This is a genomic window from Pelosinus fermentans JBW45 (assembly GCF_000271665.2).
GTDB lineage: Bacteria > Bacillota > Negativicutes > DSM-13327 > DSM-13327 > Pelosinus > Pelosinus baikalensis.
In genome coordinates this window covers 311,357-333,819 of sequence record NZ_CP010978.1, presented here as the reverse complement: position 1 = coordinate 333,819, position 22,463 = coordinate 311,357, and the positions used below count along the sequence as shown (strand labels likewise).

General features: G+C 39.5%; 20 protein-coding genes. 6 read left to right on the top strand and 14 right to left on the bottom strand.

The window, feature by feature from the left end; genetic code table 11:
• Positions 1-7 precede the first annotated feature (7 nt).
• The 4 genes from JBW_RS01280 to JBW_RS01265 form a co-directional block, all read right to left on the bottom strand.
• On the bottom strand, positions 8-799 hold the full coding sequence (locus JBW_RS01280) for an SDR family oxidoreductase (protein ID WP_007961260.1): 792 nt from the start codon (positions 797-799) through the stop codon (positions 8-10).
• 93 nt (positions 800-892) lie between these two features.
• Positions 893-1,723, bottom strand: a complete 831-nt coding sequence (locus tag JBW_RS01275; RefSeq protein WP_007961256.1) for a nitroreductase family protein — start codon at positions 1,721-1,723, stop codon at positions 893-895.
• 393 nt (positions 1,724-2,116) lie between these two features.
• Entirely contained in the window at positions 2,117-2,755 is a 639-nt protein-coding gene (locus JBW_RS01270) for an RpiB/LacA/LacB family sugar-phosphate isomerase (protein WP_007961254.1), read from the bottom strand.
• A 31-nt stretch (positions 2,756-2,786) separates the two neighbouring features.
• On the bottom strand, positions 2,787-3,572 hold the full coding sequence (locus JBW_RS01265) for a gluconate 5-dehydrogenase (RefSeq protein WP_007961253.1): 786 nt from the start codon (positions 3,570-3,572) through the stop codon (positions 2,787-2,789).
• 263 nt (positions 3,573-3,835) lie between these two features.
• On the opposite strand from JBW_RS01265, the gene JBW_RS01260 reads away from it, so the two are divergent.
• Entirely contained in the window at positions 3,836-4,603 is a 768-nt protein-coding gene (locus JBW_RS01260) for an AraC family transcriptional regulator (protein WP_200897004.1), read from the top strand.
• Positions 4,604-4,906: 303 nt separating this feature from the next.
• A complete protein-coding gene (locus JBW_RS01255; protein WP_235334110.1) occupies positions 4,907-5,815 on the top strand; it encodes an MYG1 family protein in 909 nt (302 codons plus the stop codon).
• Positions 5,816-6,045: 230 nt separating this feature from the next.
• On the opposite strand, the gene JBW_RS01250 is transcribed toward JBW_RS01255, so the two are convergent.
• Both JBW_RS01250 and JBW_RS01245 read right to left on the bottom strand, forming a co-directional pair.
• Complete coding sequence (locus tag JBW_RS01250; protein ID WP_007961244.1) at positions 6,046-6,600, bottom strand: hypothetical protein; 555 nt, start codon at positions 6,598-6,600, stop codon at positions 6,046-6,048.
• 215 nt (positions 6,601-6,815) lie between these two features.
• Positions 6,816-8,831 (bottom strand): (Fe-S)-binding protein, encoded by a 2,016-nt coding sequence (locus JBW_RS01245; protein WP_007961242.1) that lies wholly within the window; start codon positions 8,829-8,831, stop codon positions 6,816-6,818.
• 572 nt (positions 8,832-9,403) lie between these two features.
• On the opposite strand from JBW_RS01245, the gene JBW_RS25920 reads away from it, so the two are divergent.
• Complete coding sequence (locus JBW_RS25920; protein WP_007961239.1) at positions 9,404-10,237, top strand: methyl-accepting chemotaxis protein; 834 nt, start codon at positions 9,404-9,406, stop codon at positions 10,235-10,237.
• 44 nt (positions 10,238-10,281) lie between these two features.
• Here JBW_RS25920 and JBW_RS24360 read toward each other — a convergent pair whose 3' ends face one another.
• From JBW_RS24360 to JBW_RS01220, 5 genes are all read right to left on the bottom strand, one after another.
• Positions 10,282-10,533: a serine hydrolase gene (locus JBW_RS24360; protein ID WP_200897003.1), complete on the bottom strand. Its 252-nt coding sequence runs from the start codon at positions 10,531-10,533 to the stop codon at positions 10,282-10,284.
• 98 nt (positions 10,534-10,631) lie between these two features.
• Positions 10,632-12,206 carry a bifunctional metallophosphatase/5'-nucleotidase gene (locus tag JBW_RS01235; protein ID WP_007961236.1) on the bottom strand — a complete coding sequence of 525 codons (1,575 nt, stop codon included), beginning with the start codon at positions 12,204-12,206 and terminating at the stop codon, positions 10,632-10,634.
• A 142-nt stretch (positions 12,207-12,348) separates the two neighbouring features.
• Positions 12,349-13,530: an MFS transporter gene (locus JBW_RS01230; RefSeq protein WP_007961234.1), complete on the bottom strand. Its 1,182-nt coding sequence runs from the start codon at positions 13,528-13,530 to the stop codon at positions 12,349-12,351.
• A gap of 1 nt (position 13,531) precedes the next feature.
• Complete coding sequence (locus JBW_RS01225) at positions 13,532-13,729, bottom strand: hypothetical protein (protein WP_036682110.1); 198 nt, start codon at positions 13,727-13,729, stop codon at positions 13,532-13,534.
• 95 nt (positions 13,730-13,824) lie between these two features.
• Complete coding sequence (locus JBW_RS01220; protein WP_007961232.1) at positions 13,825-14,814, bottom strand: amidohydrolase family protein; 990 nt, start codon at positions 14,812-14,814, stop codon at positions 13,825-13,827.
• A 456-nt stretch (positions 14,815-15,270) separates the two neighbouring features.
• Here JBW_RS01220 and JBW_RS01215 point away from each other — a divergent pair, with 456 nt between their 5' ends.
• Entirely contained in the window at positions 15,271-15,834 is a 564-nt protein-coding gene (locus tag JBW_RS01215) for a TetR/AcrR family transcriptional regulator (protein WP_007961230.1), read from the top strand.
• A 473-nt stretch (positions 15,835-16,307) separates the two neighbouring features.
• Here JBW_RS01215 and JBW_RS01210 read toward each other — a convergent pair whose 3' ends face one another.
• From JBW_RS01210 to JBW_RS01200, 3 genes are all read right to left on the bottom strand, one after another.
• The gene (locus JBW_RS01210; RefSeq protein ID WP_007961228.1) at positions 16,308-16,841 is read right to left on the bottom strand and encodes a MerR family transcriptional regulator; all 534 of its coding nucleotides are present in this window, start codon (positions 16,839-16,841) and stop codon (positions 16,308-16,310) included.
• A 92-nt stretch (positions 16,842-16,933) separates the two neighbouring features.
• Positions 16,934-18,151 (bottom strand): MFS transporter, encoded by a 1,218-nt coding sequence (locus JBW_RS01205; RefSeq protein WP_007961227.1) that lies wholly within the window; start codon positions 18,149-18,151, stop codon positions 16,934-16,936.
• 314 nt (positions 18,152-18,465) lie between these two features.
• Positions 18,466-18,915, bottom strand: a complete 450-nt coding sequence (locus tag JBW_RS01200; protein WP_007961226.1) for an Hsp20/alpha crystallin family protein — start codon at positions 18,913-18,915, stop codon at positions 18,466-18,468.
• A gap of 559 nt (positions 18,916-19,474) precedes the next feature.
• Here JBW_RS01200 and JBW_RS01195 point away from each other — a divergent pair.
• Entirely contained in the window at positions 19,475-21,574 is a 2,100-nt protein-coding gene (locus JBW_RS01195) for a methyl-accepting chemotaxis protein (protein ID WP_007961225.1), read from the top strand.
• Between the two features lie 137 nt (positions 21,575-21,711).
• Positions 21,712-22,449 carry an acyltransferase gene (locus JBW_RS01190; RefSeq protein ID WP_007961222.1) on the top strand — a complete coding sequence of 246 codons (738 nt, stop codon included), beginning with the start codon at positions 21,712-21,714 and terminating at the stop codon, positions 22,447-22,449.
• Positions 22,450-22,463 lie beyond the last annotated feature (14 nt).

Here is a 22,463-nt window from a genome sequence, read left to right as displayed (position 1 = left end):
CAGTTAACTATATTGTTCGCAGTGTTCCACCATCAATGACATGCTCGCATCCAGTAATATAGGAAGCTCGATCGGATACCAAGAAAGCAACTAATTCGGCAACTTCTTCGGGATGCCCTGGCCGGCCAAGAGGAATATCGCCAAGCGAATGCATCATTTCCTGTTTTGCACTGTCATAATTCGTACCGGAATGATCCGCTAAGCGTTGAATAAGCCGCTCCGCTGCTTTGGTTTCTATAAACCCTGGAGCCACAGTATTGACACGTACTCCATAAGGCGCCACCTGATTTGCCAGTCCTTTGCTATAGTTTGCTAAAGCAGCTTTTGCTGCTGAGTATACCAAAGTTTCCGTTGCCGGGAAGCGACGACGAATAGATGTCATGTGAACAATAACCCCAAAGCCATTCTTAATCATTGCTGGTAAAAGTGCCCGGTCTAGGCGAACAGCAGAAAACAAATTAGCATCAAATACTTGCTTCCAGTCATCATCACTCATGACCAGAGCTCCACCCGCTGAAGTAGAAGATCCACCAACATTATTTACTAAAATATCTATACCACCGAGGCGTTCAAGTACTCCATTAACTACTGTTTCTATCCCATCAGGTTTGCTGACATCTGCTTGAATAAACTGAACTGATGCTTCAAGATCGCTCGGAACAGTACGTGCCGTAGTAATAACCGTCGCACCGGCACGGGCAAGGCGTTTAACAATTGCTTCTCCCATACCTTTTGTTCCACCTGTAACTAAAACTCGCTTGCCATCAAATTCATTTTTATCTATTAATCTATTAGCCATAATTACATCTTCCTTTCTTAGCTCGTTGAAAATTAGGAAAACTGCCCCAACTTTGAATAGTTTTCTCTCCCTAAATCGGTTTTATTCGCATAGCTATTGCCAGGTAACCTGCAACGGATTTCTGCCCACCAGACGTTGGTAGGTATATTGTGGATAGCCCACCATCATGGCGCTGGTCACGATCTTATCTGGCGGCAGATTCAACAGAGTAAGAATCGGCTCATAACCGGAAGCGGCACAATATTCAAAGAGCCCGGCCCAGCACGTTCCCAGGCCGATTGCCGTTGCAAACAACTGGGTATAGGCAAATGCAATATACGTGTTATCCCGGGCAGAAGCATAGGACTCCTTATCCGCAATGGCTATGATTAAACTTGGCGCTGAACGCAGGACAACATCCTCGCCGTTCCGGCGGTAGATGTCCACCATCATGGACGTATTGCGGGCATATTTGGATGCCGCCATTTCGGAAGGACGGTTTAATTCACTTTCTGTCCAGTTTATCACTGCGGCTGTAATTTGCCGCAATGTATCCGGATGATCCACCACATGGTAAGCAACACCCTGCGAATTGCAAGCCGAGGGAGCCAACCTGGCAATATTGAGAATCTTTTTTAGTTCAGACCGGGGTACAGGCCTCTCTAGATAGTTGCGAATGGAACGGCGGGAACTCAAAAAATAGGCTGCGGTCTCTTCATCCATGTCTATGGTACGTTTCGGTACTACCTGATTAGCCAGCGGTGCATTCCGATTATCAAGCGCGCCCTGCGGGCAAGCCGCCACGCATTGACCACAGCTTACGCAAAGATTGCGGATTGCCTGTGGCCCATGAGCTCCCATGCTAATGATACCCGGGCAAACGGCCGCACAGATGCCGCAGCGCGTACACTTGTCCTGATCGACTTGAATAAAATCCATAGTCATTTTTATATCACCTCCTGTTTTTCTTTATTGTACAGAAGGCAATAAGACAACAGTATGTCATATTCAATCACGGTTTATAAATTTTCAACATTTCTTGTATTGCTGTATGATGATATTGCGCACATGCGCCGGGGCTATTACCTCCACCAAATTGACAAAAGACAAGATATCATTTTATAGCCATCCGGAAAGTCCTGAGCGCCTGCACAGTGCAACGATTAAACTTCGAGTGCTTCCAAACAACAAATGCCCTAAAGTTCATTAGGTTCTGAACTTTAGGGCATAACTATAAATTTACCATATTTATGTATATTTAATTATTTTCCAGAAATACATCTCACAATCCCAATATGTGTGATCGGTACGTTTTGTGCCTGTTTACTTGTTTAATAGTTAAGCTAATACATGCTTGATATAGTCTGCAATTTCGTCATTTTTGCAATTTGCAAAGAAGTATTCTTGGAATCGTTCTCCACTTACTGCACCTTTTAATAACTCTTGATCAATATTTCTTAAAATAGTCATCATATCTTGATGAGTTACTTTTTTAACTTCATCTAAAATTTTCTTGTTGCGTTGTTCTGGGATTACTCTATCTTTTGGATAGCCCTGTCCGCTTTCGCCTAGAAATAATTTCTCAAAAATATATTGAAGGTTTAACTCAGCCCCCCAGCCAAATCCTTTTGCGAATGGTAAAGCAATTGCATTTCCATCATTGATTTGAGCAAACATATAGGCATCGGATGGATCTACTATGTGTCCGCATAACACTCCTGGAAAGACGTTGCAGGCTAGCATAGCACCTTCTCCAGTACCGCATCCTGTTATAATATAATCTGCCGCTTTTGCGTTTAACAATATAGCTGCCAGAATTCCATTCTGTACATAAGTCAATTGCTGCTTATCATCTGCACTATACATTCCGTAATTGAATACTTCATGTCCCATCGGTTCTACCACTTTTTTCAAAGCGGAACAAATCATTTCATTTTTAGCGGCTTGGCTATTTTCATTGATTAATGCTATTTTCATTTTTTCACGCCTCCTATAATAAATTCTAACGTTAAGGCTGTTTTCCGATGTAAGCTAAGATGCCTCCATCTACATAAAGGATATGTCCGTTTACAAAATCGGAAGCCTCTGATGCTAAGAATACTGCAGGGCTCTGTAAATCTTCAGGTGTTCCCCAGCGAGCAGCCGGCGTTTTTGCAATAATAAAGCTATTGAATGGATGTCCTTCTTCTCTCAGGGGTGCTGTTTGTGGGGTTGCAATATAACCAGGTCCAAGACCGTTACACTGGATATTAAACTGTCCATATTCTGATGCAATATTTCTTGTCAGCATCTTCAATCCGCCTTTAGCGGCCGCATAAGCAGATACTGTTTCACGTCCAAGTTCACTCATCATAGAACAGATGTTAATAATTTTTCCATGTCCTTTTTTAATCATTCCAGGAATGACTGCTTTTGCTACGATAAATGGTCCATTTAAATCGATATCGATTACCTGACGGAATTCTGCCGCTGTCATTTCAATCATAGGAATACGTTTAATAATACCAGCGTTATTTACAAGAATATCAATGATACCAACCTCTTGTTCTACTTTAGCTACCATGGATTGTATTTCATCTTCCTTTGTTACGTCAGATATATATCCAAAAGCATTGATTCCAGCTTCTTTATAAGCTTTGATTCCTTTATCCACCAACTCTTGATTTATGTCATTAAAAACAATAGTTGCACCGGCCTCAGCATAAGCACTGCCAATAGCAAAGCCAATTCCATAAGATCCGCCAGTTACTAATGCAACTTTTCCTTCCAGCGAAAACTTTTTCATAATACCCATTCATTTTTACCTCCTTGTTATTTTAGATCCCCTACTGCCATATTTCTGTTATCTTACCTATGCAAGCAGTATATCATACTAATATTTCATAATCTTGTCATATTTTCTTATAAATCTTGCATATCTTGAACATGCCAATTATAATTACATAGGAAAGGATATGTGGTAATATGGAAAAATTCACATCATGTAAGGCAGCAATCTCGGAATGTCTGAAAAACAAATACTATGCAATAGCACATTTGCACAAAGAAGAAAAAACAATGGATATTCATATCCATGATTGTTATGAAATATATTATTCCATTTCAGGTGGAAAACAGTTTCTTATCGATAATCGTTTTTATGATATTAATCTTGGAGATTTATTTATTATCAATCAATTTGAGAGTCATTATTTAACACAAATTAATAATATGGTTCATGAACGTATTATTATTTCTATATATCCTGATTTCTTAAAGGAAATTTCGACTATAAAAACAGATCTTAGCTATTGTTTTACCGAGCGTAATCAGGTATTCAATCATCGCATTTCATTAAACAAAAAGCAGCAGTACCGCTTTCTTTATTTTATTGGCAAAATAACTACATTAAATGAGTTTGGAAGTGATATACTCGATCGGGTAGCTTTTATGGAAATGATGGTTATGATCAATAGTTTATTTATAAATAACCATAGCTTGGAAATAGCGGATTCCAACTTCCAGTACAATCAACAGGTACAAGAAATCCTTACCTACATCAACCAGCATATTACTGAGGCGATTACTGTAGAACATCTGGCAGAGCAGTTCTACATCAGTACCTCTTATATATGCAGAATTTTCAAGGCAACTACAGGCACCACTATTAACAAATACATTAATGCCCGCCGTATTACCATAGCAAAAACTTTATTAACTATGGGTTTAGGAGTCAGCGAAGTTTGTGAAAAGTGTGGCTTTAATGATTATAGCAACTTCTTAAAATCGTTTACAAAAGCAGTTGGCATATCTCCGAAAAAATATGGTCAATATAGTGCAAGTTAACGACAGAATACAGGCCCCATATGCCCGGACAGATCGAAAAATATTTCTATACCTGCTAGCTTTAAGACTAACATTATAGCAAAATACTGACATTGAATAATAATTAAATTTAGAAAAGGAAAATCCGTAAGCTACATCACCTGAGAGAAGCCACTCATAAATCTACTAAATAAAGTGGATAATGATTGGCTTCTCTTTCTTGAATGATTCATATTATTGAATAGAATTTGCCCAAACAATGCTATACTATATTTATAATATAAATATTGAATAGTAATAATTAATTCGAATATGAAAGGGTAAATGATGATTAATGAAAAGAATATTAAAACTTTAGGGACACATAGCGGGAAATTTCATGCAGACGATGTTATGGCTACCGCTATACTTAGGTTACTGCTAGGAGATATAAAGGTAACAAGAACAAGAGATGAAAATATACTTAGAAAACTAGATTTTGTTTATGACATATCCTTGGGAGAATTCGACCATCACCAACTAAATAAAGAAATAAGAGAAAATAATATTCCATATGCTGCTTGTGGTTTAGTCTGGAGAGAATTTGGCTCAAGAATAATACAAAAGTTTAATTCTCAACTTGAAGAAAATGATATAATCTCGATTTTTGATTATGTTGATAAAAATTTAGTGCAGGGGATTGACGCTACAGATAATGGCATAGACATAAAATCAGAAATTAAAGTAACTTCAATAAGTGATATTATCCAAAGTTTTAATCCTACATGGGATTCAAATGATTCCATAGATGAGGCGTTTGAAGAAGCTGTTCAATATGCTACTGAGGTTATAAAAAGAATAATAAGTAGACAAGTTTCTGTTATAAAAGCAAGGATTATAGTAAATGAAGCCTTTCAAAATAGAAATATTAATGAAATAATGGTTTTAAAAACCGGTTGCCCTTGGCTCCAACAGTTGCTTAAAATAGATTTAAATAATGAGGTATTATTCGTTATTTCTCCAGATGATAATGATAATAATACAGAATATAAGATTCAGACTGTAAAGAAAACCGTCGATACTTTCGAAGCAAGGAAAGATATATTAGAATCCATTAGAGGAAAATCAAGTGAAGAAATAAATTCTATAATTAAAATAGATGATGCTATATTTTGTCACAAAGCAGGGTTTATAGCATCAACTAAAAGCATGGAGAGCGCTTTAAAAATAGCAAAATTATCAGTTAAAACTTGAAAATTATAGGACACGGAGACAGGTTAGTTGTCCAAATAAAGACACTAGCTTTAAATTGTCTTAATTTCACGTTTATATCACATCTAAAGAGAAGATACCCATAAATTTACCAATGTGGTAAATTATAGGTATCTTCTCTTTAATAAATACTAAATCTTGTAAATTTTCCTCGCTTTTTTTTTATATACAGAAGTAACGCTTTGTCTTCTTTGTGATTGATTGATTTATCATCATGCTAATATATTCAAAGATAGTTTCTTCTCGCGTTTTTTTACAGCACTTACTACTTTCACTGTATTACTTTTGCCGCTATCGGTTGTCGTATCTGCATCCATTTCATCTTTCTTTCTTTTTCGTTCCACTTCAGCAGCTTCAATTCCCAGTTCTTTTGCCTCTTTAACATTTTCATCTACCGATATGCCTGCCTTGGCTAAAAACAATTTTCCCATGCTGGCGTTAAAAAGATATGATTCATGTTCTCTTCTAATTTTCGCGCGTTTACTAGGACTTTTAGCTGGAGATGATTCGTTTTTATACCACTCGTCTTTTAGCTTTCGTGCCGTCTTCTCATATTGAATTTGCTGTATTTGTTTCGTAACTCCTTGTAAGGCTACAAACGTTTCTTTTCTATCTATATGAAGATTATTAGCATCGCCGTTTCCATTGTTACCAGTTTTAGATTGTAACTTCTTTATTATGTCATCTCTGCATTTTTCTAATGAATTTAACGCATTATTAGAATTGATATTTAATAAAGTACTAATTAGGCTTCCATTAATAGACATTATAAATTCCCTCCCTATACATTGGGAAATATACCCATCACTTTACATATCGAAGAAATTATCTATAATGTTAAGTATAAAAGATAAAACTTTTTGTTTTAAAAAGATCATCCTATTCTTATTTTATTTACTATTAATATATAAACTCGTGCAAGGACTGATTACTTGCACGAGTTTTTTTCACTAGGTATTTATTGATTAACGCTCTTTGGTTTTTACTTTTTTAAACTCCCTTCGAGAGAATGGGCGAGAATTTCTGCAATATCCAGTGTACGACTCTGCTCTTTGGCGTTATCAGCCTTAGTGCCATCCAGAATCATCGTCAGGCAATACGGACAGGCCGTAGCAATTACCTCAGCCCCTGTCTCCAAAGCTTCTTTCGCCCGAACTTCATTGATACGCTGCCGACCATGGCCAGTTTCTTCTTCCATCCAATTGCGACCGCCACCAGCGCCGCAACAGAAGGCATTCTTTCTGTTCCGTCCCATCTCGGTCAGACTTATCCCAGGCACTGCCTGGAGGACAGTACGGGGCGCATCAAACACATCGTTGTGACGTCCGAGATAGCAGGCATCATGATAGACAACCTTAGCGCTAAATGAGCCGTTAGCCTTAATTTTTCCGGACCTGATAAGTTCTGCGAGCAACTCGGAGTGATGGATAACTTCAAATTCACCACCAAAATCAGGATAATCGTTTCTGAGCGAGTTAAAACAGTGAGGGCAGAGAGTAATGATTTTCTTAACGCTCAAAGTTTTGAACAATTCCACATTCCCTTCGGCCAATGACTGAAACTCATACTCATTTCCCATCCGGCGAATCGTCTCGCCACAGCACGGTTCATCGCTACCAAGGACGCCGAAGTTTACCCCCGCTGCTTGCAGTACCTTTACTAATGCAGTGCTGACCTGTTTAGCTCGTTCGTCATAAGCACCAGCACACCCTACATATAGTAGATATTCGGCCTCTTTTGACCAGGCGGGAACATCCAGGCCTTTCATCCAGTCGCCACGGCTGCCACGAGGAAGCTTCCATGGATTGCCGCTCTTATAGCAGTTTAAGACATTCTGCACATCTTTCGGCATTTTAGCTTCGGTCATCACCATGTAGCGGCGCAAATCAATAATTTTCTGCACATGTTCATTGGAAACAGGGCAAGCCTGTTCACAAGCGCGGCAGGTCGTACAGGACCAGATAAATTCTTCGGAAAACACACCTTCAATAATCATCTTGTCGAGAACTGCCTGCTGGGCTTCAGTAAATTCAGGTTTCTGGTCACCGGAAGCTTTCAATTTTTCCAGCAGTGGTATTTTCTCTTCCATATGGGCCCGCAGCTCAACATGCAGCGCACGAGGATCCAGGGCCTTGCCTGTCTGGAAGGCCGGGCATTGTTCCGTACACCTGCCGCAACGTACACAGGTGTAGGTATCGAAAAGTTGTTTCCATGTAAATTCTTCCAATTTGTTCACACCAAAGGATTCCGCTGTCTCGTCCTCGAAATCAACCGTTGTCAAGGAGCCTGAGGGGCGTAAAGTATGCCAGATCGCATTGGCCGGTGCAAACGCCAGGTGCAGATGCTTGGAGCCGGGAATCAGTACGCCCATCAAGCCCATTGCCAGAAAATGTATCCACCAAGCCACGGTTGCCAATCGGTGGAGGGATTCAGGCGAATTTCCGACCAGCAGTCCTGATACGAAATTGGCAAAAAAGGCGGCATCACGGATACCAGTATTCTCTCCAAGGGCAAAATTGGCGCCGTTATACAAAAGATCTCCGGTGACAATAAGACTGATCAAGCCAAGAATGATAAATGCTTCGGCAGAATTCTCTATGCGATCCGGCTTCAGCACCGTTCGCCGCAGCACCGCCACGATAACACCGATATAAACCAACAGCAGAAACAGTTCCTTCAACCCGATAAAAATCGGATTATCGCCAATGAACGGCACCGGGATGCCGAGCAACCCTTCGAACGCCAAGTTGAGCGCACCAAAACCGAGCACTATAAACCCCCACATGATCATAACGTGGGACAAACCAGAAATCGGATCCTGCATCACCTTGTCCTGACCGACGACATTTGTCAAGAAATATTTTAGGCGATCACCTATCCGGTCATACCTGTTTTCCGGTTTCCCATGCAACGTATTCTTATACCTACGAAAGATCATGTACGTCATGAAACCAAAGGTACTACACATCCAGGCTAAGAAGATTACTATTTTTACCATAATAAGCTGCCTCCCTTTTCCTTTTCTTGTATATGTACAACATCATTACCTTTATATTTATTCCTAATAGAGGAAGTAATTTACTTCCAATATAATTAAAGTATGAATATTGTGACTTTTTTATGGAATCTAGGATACTTTATGTTCATCATGAACTATATTCTAGGGACAAAGGGGCAGATTTGTTTGTCCCTATTATAGATATACTCTTTAAACCATCCATATTTCATCGCTATGTCAAATTTTAAAAGAAGATACACATAAATCACTAACAAGGTAGATTAATGAGTATCTTCTCTTAAGTAAAGCTAAATCCTGCTAAATTTTTACATTATATACATTATTTTTAGGTATATTACACAGTCTAATCGTTTTCCCAACCCCAACAAAACGCAGCACATGAACTCTTTGGGCTGGAAAAATCCCTTACACCTTTCTGCAGAGATATTAATTTCGATAACTATTATCATTCGAGTTTTTTTTACATTTTTCGATATATTTTATCACTTTTTTAACAGGTATTGTACTTTCGATATAGAATTATAACTATGATATTTTTAGGAGGTAGTAATATGGAACGTACGAACCAGGAAATACTTGAGGCTTTTAAAATAGTTCTTCCTTACTTAAACAAAATTGTCCGAGAGGATATGGCTGTTGGCTTGACAAGCCAAACGGAATATTTATCCTACCACCGTGCAAAAGAATTTGAACTTGATTTACCTGTTGGCAAGCCAATTAAAGGAATTGGTACTATCGAAGATTGTATTAACACAGGTAAAGAAACCTTTGCAGATATTCCTCCTGAAGTGTATGGTCGCACTATAAAAACTATTTTCACTCCTATTTATGGCGTAGACAAAGAGATTATTGGAACTCTAAGCTCTGGTATAGATTTAAACGATAGTCTTAAGTTAGTGGATACCGTTGAAAAGTTAGCTAATTCAACAGGACAAGCATCCATTAGTGTTGAGCAAGTTGCCCAAAGTGCAAGTGAACTGGCAAGTGCGGGGCAAAAAGCAATTCAACTGGCAGGAGACCTGATTAAACGAAACCAAGAAACAGTCCAGGTTATTAGTTTCATACGAACTATAGCACAGCAAACCAATCTTCTTGGACTAAATGCAGCAATTGAAGCAGCCAGAGCCGGAGAACAAGGCAGAGGATTCGCAGTTGTAGCTGAGGAAGTTAGAAAGCTTGCTGATCAGTCTCAGGAAGCAACAAAGAAGATACAGACAACATTGCAAGAAATGAGTAAAGCTGTTTCTGATATCTATAAATCAATTGAGGTTACTAGCTCTGTTAGCCAGGAACAGGCAGCAGCCACACAAGAAATAGCTGCAAATTTAGAAGAAATTAATAAAGGCGCCAGAAACTTAGAAAATTATGTAGAACGTTATAAATAAATTGAAAAAAGAAGTGATACTCTTGTGATGAAGAAATATCACTTCTATTTATTTTCATACTTTCTGATGTAATCGCAGCAATATAAATTGCATGTCTTCGTACCCAAAAAAGAAGCGGAGGACGAATCATCTGCAAAATAATCTGCAATTTTGTCATTCAGCCTAAAATATCCCTCGTTTTCTGCAATACCGATTCCCATAGATGTAAATGTCTTGCTTACAGACAATAGAAGGGTTGTTTTTTGTTCTTCAAAATCATGTTCAGCAATTATATCTCCACCTCTTCTTACGACCACATTTAGGACGTGAAGATTTTGCTTTTAAACTGATTCAATTAAATCATCCAACATACAATTTTACATTTTCTATTCTCCTCGAAATATAGGACATGGGTTCAGGCAGCATCGTGAAGCTCACCGGCAGGCACAGCCTGCCATCGGTCATCTGACGAAAAGTCAATGATCTGCTGCTTGCGTAGAGCCTCAGCAATAATATCCCTGACAGGAATGCCCGTATCATAAAGATTTGTCCCTTCCCGGAACATGGTAAATCCGTCACCGCCTGCAGCCATGAAATCATTGATGACAACTTTGTATTTTTTCTCGGATTGCAGCAAAGTACCGTCTACTGTTGAAATAGCGGAAAGGCGTATCCCTGCCGGAGAAAGAGCTTCATAGGCTACTTTTATACCCGAATACTGCAACATACCTATTTTTTTATTTCCTATCCCGTATTCCAGGACTTGCATAATCTGTGTACCGGTCATTTCTACCGTGAACAATGTATTGTCAAAGGGTATAACCTCATAAAGATTACCCATGGTAATGTCTCCGGGCGCAATCCCGGTACGCAGTCCTCCGGTATTCTGAAAAGCAATATCCGCGCCTGCCGCCTGTCTTAACGTATCTGTTACCCACTGCCCTAGAGGCGTTTGTGCCATTTCATTGCGGTCATGGGACAACGCATGCAGAGTATGACCTACCACAATATTTTTGACTGGCGCTATTTCCTTTTGTGCTTCCTCAATAATCGCCTTTACTTGTTGGTCCGGCAGCTGATCCATAGAAGAAAGTGGCATAACACTGGAAACAGCAGTTTCAACTTTTTTAGTTCTCATATTATAGGTAATATCAATCTTCCCTGCTGCCCGGCCATTATAATACGCTTGCACCACCGGCACACCACGCACTTGACCAAATACCTCCTGATGGGAATGCCCTGAGATAACGGCATCCAACCCATCCACCTCCTGCGCCAGCTGAGCGGCGTCTCCATGAATGTTTCCCTGACTATCCATTTCACTGCCAAGATGAGTCAAAGCTATGATGATTTGTACACCTTGCTTTTTTAATATAGGAACCAACTTTTTGACTGTTGCGACAGGATCTGCAAAAATGTAATTTTCGATCATTTTCGGATTGGTTTTATAAGCAGTCTCCGGCGTAGCAATGCCGATTATACCGATTTTTACACCTTTGCGTTCTATCACGCTGTACGGTTTTACAAAATCGGCCGGTTTTCCTGTCCGCTTGTCAATTACATTGGCGCAAATATACGGAAAAGCAGATTGCTGAATACGCTGTTTTAACACATCAATTCCCCAGTCAAATTCATGATTGCCAAGAGTCATAGCATCAAATTCTGCATAGTTCATTACATCAACCACCGTTTTTCCATATAGAAGATTGGAATCCGGGCTGCCTTGAAACATATCTCCGGCACTTAATAAAATGCTTCCCTCCGGATTCAGTTTCCTCACTTTTTCAATATAGGCTACCAGTTTGGCAGCTCCCGGATTCTTGCCGCTTTCAGTTAATGCACCATGAAAATCATTGATACTTACTATTTGTAATTGGACAACATCCTGATTCCCGCTCACTTCCCCGGCCATCGCCTGCCCTGAAATTAACAATATAATGAGCAAAACAGCCGGCATCATCCATTTCCTGCAAAAAGATACACTATTCATTCTAACCCTCCCCATCCATATTGAGCTGACTCAAAAGTGCTATGTAAATATTTTTCTTCCTGTTCCATTCCGTCTCCTGCCAACCATTGTACCAATAAAAGTAAATTAAAAAGAAACTGCCTTATGGAATTCCCACTTCACTTCATTCAATTAGATGCTTTTCCTCAATGCGGGTAAAAGCAGCCGATATTAATAATAATGCACCAAGAATCAACATCGTGTACTGTACTGACCAATCGGCAAGAAAACCTATAATTGGATTGACCACTACAATTGAGATCGTACGGCACATGGACGTTAGTGATAGAATTGTCGCCCTTTTTTCAGAAGGAATGTATTTATTCATATATGAACTAAATATAGGTATGCGCACGCAGAAAGTAAATCCCAGTATAATGCCTGTAATAACAAGCGGCAGATAATTTGTAAAAGCTAATAACATAAAGGAGCATCCTGTAATAATTGTAGCATATAACAGCAGGAGACGTTTGGGCCCGATAAAAGTTTCTATTTTATCTACATTGGATAGCAAGACGATTGGTCCAAGGCATGCTCCGGCATGGATAAAGCCGTAGTAAGTAACAGCTAATCCTGCATTTGCAAGCAATGGCTGAAAAAGCCATATGATGCCCCAGGCTAAGGCGTTTGTTAGTGTTAGTTCGGCAGTAAGCAGTAAAAGAACTTTATTCTTAAGGAAATAACTCCCGCCTTCTTTCAAGATGGTAAAATAAGAGATCCGCCCCATACTATTTTCCTTGAAAGGCGGTTCCTTTAGCGACAGAGCGATTAAAAAAGAAATAAATGCAGGAATCATGTAATAGCGCATCGGTGCATCATAGCCGAATTTGGCGATGAAACCACCGATAATTGTTCCGATAATGATTCCTGTCAGCTTGCAAGATTCCATGCTGGATAGTATCCGTTTGGACTGTTCTTCCTGATTACAGGCTTTCAGGCTGTCATAGGCCAGCGCTTCATCAGCGCCTGACTGCAAGGTGTATGCGATAGCAAAAATGAATTCAGCAGCCAGAAAGGTATAAAAATCGGGTTTGCTGATATATACTGCTGCCGCAATCACTGCAGCAATACCTCCCATTGCCAGCGAGATCTTCCGCCCTAAAAAATCAGCAACAGTACCGGTAGGTACTTCGAGTACGAAATTCCAAAACATAAACCAGGAATTTATGAACAATACTTGTGAAAGTTTTAAGTTGGCCCACTCCGTGTAAAAAGGAACAAGAACTGCGGCAAAAAAGTGCATCCATGAGAACATACGGATTGCTTTGATTTTCCATATGTTTGATAAATAATTAGGTGCTTTCATTTCACCCGCTCTCCTTTCTTAGTTCGCTAGCATATACTTTTATTTCTAAACCAAAATAAAAAATCCCGATCTCAAACCAACACCTAGTTTGGAATGGCCCTCGGAGCTCAGTAATTGCTTTAATTATGCCTGGCTTATCTTGTTCCGTAGCTATTTGCAATTGTTCTTCTAAACTAGTGATTTCTTTACGTAATTCCATTTCTGGTGGAAGCGATCCCCTGGCACGGTGTGTTCAACCCATATTCGTATTTCCAATGCTTCCGCGATGGCTGCCGTTAATCACTTCTTTCGCTTCTATTTCAACCGGGGAAATAAATTTGCCGCATTATCCCGGTATATGGCACGCCGCTGCTCATTCGTAAGCAGGTCCGTTTTGTCTAATGCGTCTGCTAAGTAAATACAACCAAACGCCGGTGTATAGGGATAATCACTTCCATATAACAAATGCTCAGTTCCTACCAATGACAACAGTGCATCCAATTGTCGGGGTAGGCAGACTCCTGCCACATCATAATACAAGCCCTGCAACGCATCATATACATCTACGCTGTTTCCCACAACTTTCAACATCTGCAGAGCAGTATGAATTCGATCGGCAAGGATCGGCAAAACGGCACCGGCATGAGGAACAACAATTTTAATGTCAGGGAAACGCTTCAGGGTTCCCTTTAAGATCATATTCATGACCGCACGGGTTGTATCAAAAAAGAATTCCATAAAAGGCATTGGAAAGTTTTCCAGAACATATTCCGGGACAGCGCTGGGCATGTTGGGATGAAGGACAACTACTGCCTTCCGTTTATTTAATTCTTCAAATAGAGGATCTAAACAAGGATTCCCCAGATAAACCCCCTGCGTATTAGTAGGCAATGTAAAGCCATCAGCATGCAAAACATCTATTGCATATTGTATTTCCTCTATACTGGTCGCTACATCAGGTAATGGCAAAGAGGCGAGCAAGCCAAAATGCCCCGGATATTTTTGTATAAGTTTAGCTCCATCTTCGTTTACTTCTCGCGCCAGAGCTTTAGCAGCATGATCATCGCCAAAATTAATATGCGGTGAGGTAATCGATAACATAGTAGTGGAAATGCCCAGTTGTTCGGCTACTTTCAAATGCGTTTCCGGATCCCATTCGGGAGTTGGAAATCCATCAGGATTTTCTTCGCCGCAGTTCAATATCGCTTCCCGATAAGCCTGCGGTACATAATGAACATGCATATCAATTTTGGATACGCCGTTTACTTTATAGTTTTTAATTATGCTTTCCATATTCCTGTCCATACGCTTTCTCTCCTTTATCACTGAACTCAATCCTATTTCTGTTTTACAATCCTGCCCATCCCTAATTTTCCCGAGGCCCTGTCATTTTTTCAGGTTAAAATTAATAATGAACCGTATCTTCTAATTGAGTTTGCTCTAACTTTACTGATACTGACCACAAATCGTACTGCCTTGCTCTCTTTGTACCAGCATGACAAAAATAGTACATTAATTACAATGTCATAATATTCCTTTCCATAGAATCTGTCAATACAATATTGTCCGATAAGAAGCTGAAGTACCATCACTTAGACTGGTTGCTCCAGCAATCAACAGCACCAGATAATGCTGCTTGCTATTTTGCTTTTTCTAGTGTAAAGAATATTGACACATGCTAAAAAGTGGTATATTCTAAATCTGAATTCCGTAGTACCCATTCTGTCATTCCGGTACAAAATAATTGAGGTGATAATCATTTTGCGTAATCGAATCCTCATGGCCGCGGCCGACGAGATGAAAACCCGCGGTGTAAAATTTACAATGAGCGACCTGGCACGGCGTCTTAGTCTCAGCAAAACTTCTTTATACGATCACTTTGCCTCTAAAAATGAACTTGTGCATGACATTTTAGCTACAGCCATCCAGGACGTTCAAAACCAGGAACAGGAAATCTACAGTAACTCCGGATTATCCGTTGCGGAAAAAATTCAGGCCTTGCTTAAAGTCGCACCAAAAGTGTTCGGCCCCATAAATAATCATAGTCTTTATGATGACCTTCGTCATTATTATCCTGAGGAATGGCAGTTGGTATCAGATTTCCGCCAGGAACAACTGAATCACCTGACATCCCTTATCGTCCAGAGCATTGAAAGTAACTCGCTTCGCCCCATTAATGTATCTGTACTCAAGCAAATCGTAACCAGTGCGATGAATGATCTATTCAACTACCAGTTTCTTGAAGAGAGCAATATGACACATGCGGATGCGTTATCGGCAATGGCGGATATAATCGTGTTCGGACTACTCCCACCTAATCAATGAGATACCCTCTGGTATTTTAAATCGCACAAAAGTGCGATTTACGCCGTCAAAGTATGCCTCAAGAGATATGATGGGATAATTCATGGCTTTTTTAATATGCAGGGTACACTGGAGGAAGCGCGGGATGCTCTGGCGTTAGTATGCACAGAACTCAGGAACGCTTTTAGCAAATAAATATGAGCAAAATATGCAAGTATCAACGACTGAGCATACTTAAAAAGCACGCCGCCGGCGTGCTTTTTAAGTAATCCTATAATCGGTATATACGAACAAGAAGATCCGCATATATACGTTGGTTTTCAGGCTTGTTTACATCCATCCCCAAAATATCCACGGCTCTTTTTCATCAAGATCTCCAATGGTTTAAGATAGTTCAAAATCATAAGAAACATCAATATTTCCCCCTTACTATTTGCCTTATTCTATTTTAAAGAATTATCGCAATCTACCCGATGGTCATATATAACCTGACATTATTCTTGTTCCTTATATGACCACTCCCTAATCTTACTTATTTGTTCGGGAGTTAACCCAAGGATTTGCAAAAATTCTTGATGTTTGTCCGGAAATTTTTTTTCGAATTGATTATGAAGCCTCCACTGGGCCTTCTCATCAATACCTGCGGACTGCATTAACCCAGTTAGCGAATCCTTTTGAATTATACTCACCCGTTCTAGCAGTCGGCTATCCTGTAGAAGCTTAATAATAAAATGTTGCTGCTGCCTCAGCATAGCAATTTCTTCATTTATTTCTTCTAATTTAGCTTCCAAACTTACTGCAGCGATGCATTTTTTGCTATCTAATATTTCTTTTATATGTTGAAGTGAAAGTCCTGTTTGACGATAGCTCGCAATCTGTTCCAGACGCTTGCAATCTTCTTCAGAGTATATACGGTAATTACCATTGCCTCTCTTTATGGGAGATAACAAGCCGATTGAATCATAGTAAAGCAGCGTACTTCGTGACAGATTAAACTTGCGCGCTAATTTACCAATCGTATATATCATATCTCCACTCCATTCTCAAAAGCCAATGACACAGGCTCCAAATTCAAAAGAGTTCCTTTTGCAAAACCATCTTATTTTAGATGAGGTCTCTTTTATCGCACTTTTACAATGCTTTCGAAGTTTTTTCGGTTACTATATAACAATACTACTCCAAAAACCATTAAGCAACTTCCTGCAACAAAAAATAATAATCCGGGTGTCATATAATTCAAAAGTAAACCAAATATCCCAATCGAAATAGGTAAAGAAATATTCCCGGTTGTTGAAAACACGCTAAAAACCCGTCCGGACATTTCTGCCGGGACGCAAAGCTGTGCGATTGTACGCCAAAGCACGCTTGCAATAGCTATACAGCCACCTATTATAATGCAAACTATTACATAAATTTCTACTAATTCGATATGTATTAACTGTAGTGTTCCAAGTGCTAAAATCCCTAATCCCATACACACAATAGTATAAAAAAGGTACAATTCACTAACGCTTTTGCGTACATATTTCGAAATATACCCTGCCCCAATAATCATACCCCCACCAATGGCAGATTGTAGCAATCCCAAATTATTAATCCCATTTCCATCCAATAATTTAGCGAGAAAAGGCATTATCACTACAATACTTCCAACAAATACATGAACGATAGCAATCACGGTCACAATTACTAATACACGCATATCTGCCCGAATGAAACGAAACCCTTGTGTCAGACTATAAATAACAGATTCCTCTGTTTGAGATTCGATTGTAGTCATACACAAAAAAAGCTCAGCAATTCCCGATATTATATAGGAAATTCCGTTAAATATAAGCACACCTATATAACCTACCAAGACGATACTAGAGGACCCTAGCAATGGACCAATTATCGACACAGCCCCTACTACCATTTGGCTCAAAGCATTTGCTTGCTGGAGTTTGTCTTTTTCAACAGTAACTGGTATGACAGACATTGTAGTGGGGTTAAATAATGCAGAACAGAGTGAAATACAAAGTGCTGCCACATAAATATGCCATATTTCCAAAAGCTCCGACTGAAATAGAATAGCAAGTGTTAATACAATAATTCCCCGAACAAAATCAGACACAACTAATATTTTCTTTTTGTTCCATCGGTCAATATATACACCAGCCACTGGACCAAAAATGAGCTCGGGCAACATCGCGATAACAAGAAAAGAACTAACAAGAAATGGTGATTTAGTTTTCTCAAGCAACCACCACATCAGTGCAATGTTATACGCTTTATCACCTAACTGAGAAACTATCTGACCGAACAAAAGTAAACAAAAATTTCGATTGATTAAGAACATATTACCTAGCCTCCTAGATCCATTTATGCTTGCAGTTTCTTATCTAAAAGGATAAACTGTGAAGTTATAGTCAGGTCAATACGTTTTTTTACAATAAAACTGCTTCCCCATGAAAATTAGGTCGGCTACTTCTAGATCATGATTTCTTATTTTTTCATTGTGTTCCATACAAATATGGTTTCTAATGAAGAGGACATTCACCGCTATGTCAAATCTAAAGAAAGGCTACCCATAATCGATTAATATGGGTAGCCTTTCTTTAGATTTGCTCAATCCAGGGGATCTATTGAGATCTCTCATTCATGCTCTAACGATTATTGAATAGGGATATTGCCCTGCTTTGCCTGAACGTTATCTGATTTTAGCAAGGTAACAGTAAGAACGCCGTGATCAAATTTGGCATCAATTTTGTCCTCTTGAATATTGTCTAAATAAAAATTCCGTTGGAACTGGCCGAACCGTCTCTCCCGACGGACATAATCTTTTTCACTTTTTACTTCTTGCGTCTCATTTCTGTTCGCACTAATTGTTAAATAATTATTTTCATAACGCAGGCTTATATCTTCTTTATTAATACCAGGTAGATCCGCTTCTAATACATATTGATTGTCAGTTTCTCGCAGATCTACTCGAAATGAACTGGGGAAGTTATCTACATTCTCAAAGAGTGCTTCAAAATCATCTCCTAAAAAATTTCGTGCAAACTTACTCAGTGCATTTTTTTGATGTCCATGATTTTGCCCATAAGGCCGTAAGCTAAACATATTGATTCTCTCCCTTCTTTCTGTTTATATCATCATTTAGTATGCTTACTCCATCTTATTTTATTCAAATGCTTGGCCGCCAGTATACCGAACAAAAAAGACTTTATCCTCTTGTCTTTAGGAAACTCTGCCACTAAAGTAAGACTTCCGTCGTCGTTCGAAATAAGAAACGAATCATCAAAATAATCAAAGCCCAAGGATATTAATAATAAATTACATTTTTGTTAAGTCAATTGTATTTTATATACAAATACATTACAGTGAAATTATGGCTGGCAAATTTTGTGAACTAAAGCCAAAGTAAGACTGCAAAACGGTAGGTCTAAAGGTGAAAACATTTTGATTATCAGACTGATATTTCGCAGGAAAGGTCCAATGCCAGTCAGTTACGTGGTTGGTTTTATTTATGGCTATATTAAAAATTAGTTTTTAGGGAGGCAGATTTGTGTTAGTAAAAATATATAACACTGCATTTGAATTGGATCATGTCATCTATCGTCATTCACAATTCGGGAGACTGGAAAGCAATTGATCAATTTTTTTTTGGAGGTTTTAAACGATGAAAAACTTGTCTTTTAAATTTAAACTGTTAGCTATAATATTACCAGTGATTATTATTGGTTTACTCTCTCTGACCGGGGTTGCTTATTGGCAGTTCCACAAGGTAATTGAATCGGAATTAACTGAATCTATGGTACTTAGAACCGGTGAAGCGGCCGACCATATGAATACTTGGTTGACCGGGCGGCTTGGTGAAGTACGTGAAACAGCTGCAAGTCCGATGGTTGCACGGATATTGAAGACGAATCCACAACTTGATCTTAAACGGGAGGATGAATCCACAAAGCTGATTGATGAACTCCTGCTATCCCGTTGGAAATTTATCAATGAAGCATATCCAAATCAATATGCAGCTCTACATATTGTCAACTTCTTAGAACCTCAGGAATATAGCAATCCTGAAGCTTTAAGTAAACTGACAGCTCGTTTTTATGATGTTAAAGCAGGAGTATTAAAGACTACTCCATGGGCAAAGGGTGGCGCATTAGAAGCAGGGGAACGATTTTCCCGTACCGGTGGTATTCCTTATGATGCTATTTATAAGCCTGCATATTCTCAGGCGTATGACAAAAATATGGTGCTTATGATTGCCTATCGAAAAGATAATCAAGGAAACGTAACAGCTGGCGCTGGTGCAAGTCTGACTATCGAAACAATCCAGCAAATAACCCAGCAGTTAAAGTATGGAGAAAAAGGGTATGGGTTTCTTTTGGCACAAGACGGTACCTTCGTTGTTCATCCTAATTCGGAGTGGGCTATGAAAGAAAAAATATCAAATATTGATAACGAAAATATCCGAAAACTTGGCGAACTGATTGCCGGCGGCAAACCTGGCATATTCCGTTATACCGATGGAACAGATAAAAAAATTGTTTTTTATAACCCCATTCCAATAGCAGGCTGGACAGTCGCCAATGTTGTTTTCGAGGATGAGCTTTTCGCGTCAGCGAATAAAATACTCTCAATGATGCTATTGATCACAGTGATTATCATCGCACTAATGTCTATAGTCATTTATTTCGCTGTTGGTCGCCTTTTTAGCCAACTCAGCAAGTTTGCCGACCAGGTGGCTGCCGGAGATTTAACTGGTTCCATTCAAATTGACTCTCAAGATGAAATTGGCAGGCTAGCCTATGCCTTCAGCAATACCGTCTCTACCTTGCGCGGAGTGGTAAATAATATAACCGATGAATCGGAAAAGATAAAGAATCTTTCCCGTGACGTAGCCGACGCTTGCCAAGATGCAGGCAAAATGACAGAGGAAGTGACCATGACAATGCAGGCACTGGCTCAAGGTGCCGACCAACAGGCAGCCCATGTATCAGACGCTGCCAATAAGACTAAGCAAGTAGGTGAGTCTGGAAAAACGGTTACTGACAAATGCCATGAAATGCTCCAAGTCGCTAAAAGGTCACAGGATGTAAGTTCCATCGGTCTTCAATCCGTAAAACAAACAGTGCAAAGTATGAGCGTATTTGTAAAGCATAACAACAGTAGCTTACAAGAAAGCCAACTGCTATTAGCCCAGTCTTCTGAAATTGGCAACATTATTGAAGTGATTACCGGCATTGCCGGACAGACTAATCTGTTGGCTCTTAACGCTGCCATTGAGGCAGCCAGAGCGGGTGAAGCAGGTCGTGGGTTTGCTGTTGTTGCAGATGAAGTAAGAAAACTTGCTGAGCAGTCCGGTGGTGCAGCCCAGCAGATAGCTCAGCTTATCAACGGCATTCAGGAACAGATTGCGTCCATAACCGAAAGTATGAATAAGGGCTCTCAGGAAATTACCGATAGTATGGAAATTGCCATTCAGGCTGGGACTCATTTTGACGATATCGAAAAGGCCGTCGGTGAGATTATTGTGGTTGTCGATGACGTATCTTCCGCTGCCAGTATCATGAACGAAGAGGTACAATACACTATGGCAGATATAGAAAATGCTGCTGCAATTACAGAACAGACGTCTGCTTCTACACAGCAAGTAGCTGCTGCCGTAGAAGAACAGGCTGCTGGAATGCTGGCAATTGTAGATTCTACCAAACAATTGGTCGAAATCTCCGATCGTCTATATAGTTTGGTATCCGAATTTAAAGTGTCTTAAAAGGATACAAAAGAATAACGTATTTCTATATTACCAGCAATGGATTGTAATCGTGATGCCAGAATGAATGTTCTGGAGTGTTAAGGTTAATGGAAGATCACTTTCATATTCGACATCATGTAGCTTGGGAGGTATTTATGAATATTGAGAATAAGCTGTCGACTATTGAATCCATGGTTCAAAGCGGATTAGATGAGAAAAAAACCTGCACAATTCTAGAATTAATTAACGCAACCCATTTATTTCCCAAGGAATTATTTGATGAATTTAAACTATACGACGAATATTTGCCCCAAATTAAGGCTCTACCTCTTACAATGGAACAGAAATTCTTGCATTTACTCTGGGAGATATTTGACAAACTGCCACTTAGTTTAATTACTAATTTTGCAGTCCCCTTTCGCCGCATTCTTGCCCAAAAATTATTTAAAAAATGCGGAAAAAATTTCATCGCCATGGAGGGTGTACGTTTTAATTTTGGTCATAACATTGAAGTCGGCGATGATGTTTTTCTGAATCGTGAAGTATTCCTCGATGGCAAAGGAGGAATTACTCTTGGCAATTTTGTAACATTAACTGAGAAGGTGGAAATTTACACGCATTCGCATCTTGAATACAATCACGGAAAACGAATTTATGCACCGGTGAAAGTAGAGGACTTTGCTAAAGTTTTCTCTCATTCGATGTTATTGCCAGGTATAGTGGTGGGTGAACAAGCAGTAGTCGCTGCAAGATCGGTGGTAACCAAAAGTGTTGATCCAAACACGTTTGTAGCTGGCATTCCAGCAAAACCCATACGAGAAAGGAAAAATCGAGGAAGAAACAAACATCAGTTGGGACATGTATGGTTTCATAATGCAGCTTTCCAAGAATAGTAGTGCATAGTCAA